This is a genomic window from Arthrobacter sp. Y3225116, from assembly GCF_059091245.1.
Map to the genome: position 1 here is coordinate 1 of NZ_JBNHGL010000221.1, position 4,717 is coordinate 4,717.

Here is a 4,717-nt window from a genome sequence, read left to right on the forward strand (position 1 = left end):
GCCGCGCCCGGGCCGATATCATCCAGCCCGACCTCCACCGCCTCGGCGCCCGGTAGCGCCGAGGCCACCCGAACGGTGCGGTCGCCGCGCACGGCGAGCGCCGCCGTCGTGATCTTGTCGATGGCGAACGGCAGCACGAAGCCGCCGTTGTAATCGGTGTGTTCGCCGATCAGGTTGGCCCGTCCCGGTCCCGCCCAGACCCCGTCCGGGCCGCGCCCGAACCGTGCGGCGAAGGCGTCGGCGGTGTGTGCGGCCAAAGCTTCGGCGGTCACGGGGCCTCACCGCCGGCGCCCCCGCCGGCCTCCCCGCCGGCGGCCACGGCGGCTCCGGTCCCTTCGCCCGCCGCGCGCGTCCCGCCCGGTCCATCGCCGCCGGCACCCGTGATGCGGCGCGGATCCGCGTCCCGCAGCGCGGCGGCCACCTGCTCCGGCAGGGTGTCGTTGATGAAGGCACCCATCGCGGCTTCGGAGCCGGCCAGATACTTCAGCTTGTCGGCGGCCCGGCGCGGCGAGGTCAGCTGCAGGTGCAGGTAGCCCGCTTCCCGCAGCGCGCGGGCGACCGGCGCCTGGTGCCAGGCGGCGATGTACGGGGTGGGGCTGTCGTAGAGCGCGTCGAACCGGCCCAGCAGCTGCGGGTACAGCACCGCCAGTTCGTCCCGCTCCGCACCCGTGAGCCCGGCGAGGTCCGCGACCTGCCGGTGCGGCACCAGGTGCACCTCCAGCGGCCAGCGCGCCGCGAACGGCACGTAGGCGCTGAAGTGTTCGCCTTCGAGCACCATCCGGGACCCGTCGGAGCGCTCGCGGCCGAGCACCGCCCCGGTCAGGGTTTGCCGCCCGCCGGTGGCCTCGAAGTGTTGCCGCGCGGCCGCGGCCATGACTGCCCCGCGGGGCGGCAGGTAGGAGTAGGCGTAGATCTGGCCGTGCGGATGGTGCAGCGTCACGCCGATCTGCGCGCCGCGGTTTTCGAAGCAGAAGACCTGCGCGATCCCGTCCATCGCGCTGAGCGCCGCGGTCCGGTGCGCCCACGCGTCGATCACGGTGCGCACGCGGCGGGTGTCCAGCCCGGCGAACGAACCGGTATGCGCCGAGGTGAAGGAGACCACCTCGCAGCGCCCGCCGGCGGTGTAGGCGCGGCCCCACTCCGGGTCCTCGGGCGTCGCCAGCAGGTCCGGCCCGAGCGACGGAAACCGGTTCTCGAACACGGCCACGTCATAGTCCGCCGCCGGGATTTCGGAGGCGTAGTCCGGCGTGCTCGGGCACAGCGGGCACGCGTCCGCCGGCGGCAGGTAGGTGCGGGTCTGCCGGTGCGCGGCCAGCGCCACCCACTCCCCCGTCAGCACGTCGTAGCGCAACTCCCCCACCGGCGGCCGCTCCGGCAGGTCCCGGGTGTCCTGCGATTCCCGCGGAACCGGCCGCGCGCCGTCGTCGAAAAACAGCAACTGGCGGCCGTCCGCCAACCGGGTGCCGGTCACCGCGGTGACGGGTTCTCCATCCGGAACAACGACGGCGGTGCCCGCCCCGTGCGTGGCACGATCCACGGTGATTCGCTCAGGCACGGCGCCGCTTCGCCGCACAGGTCACGCAATATTGTGCTTCCGGCCGGATCTCCAGGCGCTCGCGCGGGATGGGGTTGCCGCACGAGGCGCACGTGCCATAGGTGCCGGCCGCGAGCCGGGCCCGGGCTGCGGCGATGTCCGTCAGCGCCTTTTCCGTGCTGGCCAGCAGCGCCACTTCGCGCGCGCGTTCCAGCGTGGCCGTCGAGCCCTCGGGGTCGTGTTCGTCGTCGGCCGGGACGTCCCGGGTGGCGGCGGTGACTTCGGCAATGTCGACCGTGAGGCGCTCCACCTGGGCGCGGTCCGACGCCTCGCGGGCGTCCAGCAGCGCGGCGAAGTGCTCCACATCCTGGTGGGTCAAGCTCTCGCTCATCTGTGCCTCCCGTCGGCTGGACGGTCCGGCAGGTCCGGACCGGGGTGCCCCTAGAATACGCCGTTGCCGCGGTACATGGGGTGGACGCCCGGCACGGGAGGCCCCGGCCGCCGCGGCTGCAGCGGACAGCCGGTCAGCCGGTCAGCCGGTCCGCCGGTCAGCCGTTGAGCTTGCCCGCCATCCGCTCCCGCATCGCCACACTGGCCGAGTTCAGCCCGATGATCCGCACGTCCTTGCCATGGCTGCGGTACTTCTCGGTGATCGCGTCCAGTGCCGCCACGGTCGAGGCGTCCCACAGGTGCGAGGCGTGCATGTCGATGATGACCTTGTCCGGGTCCAGGGCGTACTGGAACTGCGTGTAGAGGTCGTTGGAGGACGCGAAGAAGAGCTCGCCGTCGACCACGTAGGTAGCCGTTTCCTCGCCGTTCAGCTCCAACACCGTCCGCTCGACGGTCACCAGGTGCGACACCCGGTTGGCAAACAGCACCATGGCGGTCAGCACGCCCAGGCCGACGCCGATGGCCAGGTTGTTCGTGGCAACCGTGGCGACGACGGTGACCAGCATGACGGCGGTCTCGCTCTTCGGCATCATCTTCAGAGTCGAGGGTTTGATGCTGTGCCAGTCGAACGTCGCCCAGGACACGAAGACCATCACGGCCACCAGGGCCGCCATCGGGATCAGCGCCACGATGTCCCCGAGGGCTACCACGAGGATGAGCAGGAACAGGCCCGCCAGGAAGGTGGAGAGGCGCGTGCGGGCTCCGGAGGCTTTGACGTTGATCATGGTCTGGCCGATCATCGCGCAGCCGCCCATGCCCCCGAAGAACCCGGTGATGATGTTCGCCGCGCCTTGGCCCCAGGACTCGCGGGTCTTGTTGGACCGGGTATCCGTGACGTCGTCGACCAGCTTGGCCGTCATCAGCGATTCGAGCAGCCCCACGAACGCCATTGCCAGGGCATACGGGAAGATCACTTCCAGCGTTTCCAGGGTCAGCGGCACTGCCGGGAAGAACAGCGCGGGCAGGCTGTCCGGCAGCTCTCCCTTGTCGCCCACGATCGGCACGGCAACGGAGGCAAACACAGTGATCAGCGTCAGCACCACGATGGCCACCAAGGGCGCGGGCACCGCGTTGGTCAGCTTCGGAAGACCAAAAACAATCGCCAGCGCCAGCGCGGTCAGCGGATACACCAGCCACGGCACGCCCAGCAGTTCAGGCACCTGCGCCATAAAGATGAGGATGGCCAACGCGTTGACGAATCCCACCATCACCTGGCGCGGGATGAACCGCATCAACTTGGCGACGCCAAGCACCGCCAGCAGCACCTGGAACACGCCGGCCAGAATGACCGCCGCCACCAGGTAGTCCAGGCCGTGGCTTTTCACCAGCGGGGCAATCACCAGCGCCACCGCTCCGGTGGCAGCCGAAATCATCGCCGGGCGGCCGCCCAGGAACGCGATCGAGACCGCCATGGTGAAGGAAGCGAACAGCCCCACGCGCGGGTCCACGCCGGCGATGATGGAGAACGCGATCGCCTCGGGGATCAGGGCCAGCGCGACCACCAGCCCGCCGAGCACTTCCGTCTTCAGCAGCCGCGGCGACTTGAGCGTGCGCAGCACGGACTGGCGCTCCTCGGGAGTCAACTCCGGCCGGGCACCGGCGGTTGTTGCAGGCATGGGGCTCCATTCACACGTCCTGAAGGCGGCAGGCCTTCACGTACCTTTAAAAGTCTGGGGGCGCGGCACCGCGCAGGGAAGGAAGTCGACGTACAAGAAGGCACGTCAATGACGGTACAACCCTAACCTAACGTAAGGGTAGAGTTGTAATCGGGCGATCAGGGAGGTTGGACCATGGGCAAGGCCGAAAGTACCGCGTCGGGCACGCGCACGATGCACATCGGCGAACTCGCCGAGGCCACCGGCCTGTCGCTGCGGACCATCCGCCACTACGACGACATCGGGCTGCTGCCGGCCACCACCCGCACCGAGGGCGGCTTCCGGGTCTATACGCAGTCGGATCTGGACCGTTTGTTGATCATCCGCTCCATGAAACCGCTTGGATTCACCCTGGAGGAGATGGCCGAGCTCCTCGACATCATCGACGTTTTAGCCGACGGTGCCGCCCATCCCGGCGAACGTAAACTCCTGCAGGACTACATCCGGCGCGCCGACGAAAAGCGCAACAAGCTCGCCCTGAACCTGACCCGGGCCGACGAGTTCATCAGCGACCTGCGCGGGCGGTGACCGCCGGCCCCTCCCGTTCGGCCGTCCTCCCCCTGCCGCCGGAACAGCGCCGGCGGTAACCTCGGAGGAGGAGGTACCGCCATGGCAGCCGAACTCCAGACCGATGTGCTGATTGTCGGGGCAGGTCCCACCGGCCTGATGCTCGCCAACTGGCTGGCCAAGCTGGGCGTCGACCACATCATCGCGGACGGCAAGCCGGGCCCCACTAGGGAATCCCGGGCGCTCGGGGTGCAGGCGCGCAGCATGGAAATCTACGACCAGCTGGGCATCGCCGGCACCGTCATGGCCGAAGCCGTCCTCGCCGAAGCGGTGGTCATCGGCTTCGGGACGAAGCCGCGCGGCAGGGTCCCGCTGGGCCGGATGGGCCGCGGAATCACCCCGTTCCCGGGCATCATGTTTTACGAACAAAGCAAGAATGAGGAGTTGCTGCTGCAGAACCTGCGCGCACTCGGCGGCGCGGTGCTGTGGGAGTGCCGGCTTGCCGCCCTGGACGTCGCGGGCGGCAGCCACCCCGACCACCCCGTCAGGGCGCGGCTGACCGGCCCTGCCG

At 69.6% G+C, this 4,717-nt stretch carries 6 protein-coding genes; 2 read left to right on the forward strand and 4 right to left on the reverse strand.

The genetic code is table 11. The annotated features are described in order from the left end of the window. From AC5RV2_RS14755 to AC5RV2_RS14770, 4 genes are all read right to left on the reverse strand, one after another. Positions 1–272 (reverse strand): galactokinase family protein (locus AC5RV2_RS14755; RefSeq protein WP_494092953.1); only part of this gene is annotated, 272 nt, incomplete at its 3' end. Then, a complete protein-coding gene (gene galT / locus AC5RV2_RS14760) occupies positions 269–1,471 on the reverse strand; it encodes a galactose-1-phosphate uridylyltransferase (RefSeq protein WP_494092958.1) in 1,203 nt (400 codons plus the stop codon). The genes galT and AC5RV2_RS14755, both read right to left, overlap by 4 nt. A gap of 76 nt (positions 1,472–1,547) precedes the next feature. Then, complete coding sequence (locus AC5RV2_RS14765; protein WP_494092954.1) at positions 1,548–1,925, reverse strand: TraR/DksA family transcriptional regulator; 378 nt, start codon at positions 1,923–1,925, stop codon at positions 1,548–1,550. 157 nt (positions 1,926–2,082) lie between these two features. Then, positions 2,083–3,600, reverse strand: coding sequence for a SulP family inorganic anion transporter (locus tag AC5RV2_RS14770; RefSeq protein ID WP_494092955.1), 1,518 nt, complete (start codon positions 3,598–3,600; stop codon positions 2,083–2,085). A 174-nt stretch (positions 3,601–3,774) separates the two neighbouring features. Between AC5RV2_RS14770 and AC5RV2_RS14775 the strand changes: the two genes are divergently transcribed. Then, positions 3,775–4,167, forward strand: a complete 393-nt coding sequence (locus tag AC5RV2_RS14775) for a MerR family transcriptional regulator (RefSeq protein ID WP_494092956.1) — start codon at positions 3,775–3,777, stop codon at positions 4,165–4,167. A gap of 81 nt (positions 4,168–4,248) precedes the next feature. Then, positions 4,249–4,717, forward strand: a 469-nt coding sequence (locus AC5RV2_RS14780; protein WP_494092957.1) for an FAD-dependent oxidoreductase, incomplete at its 3' end; no start/stop codon positions are given.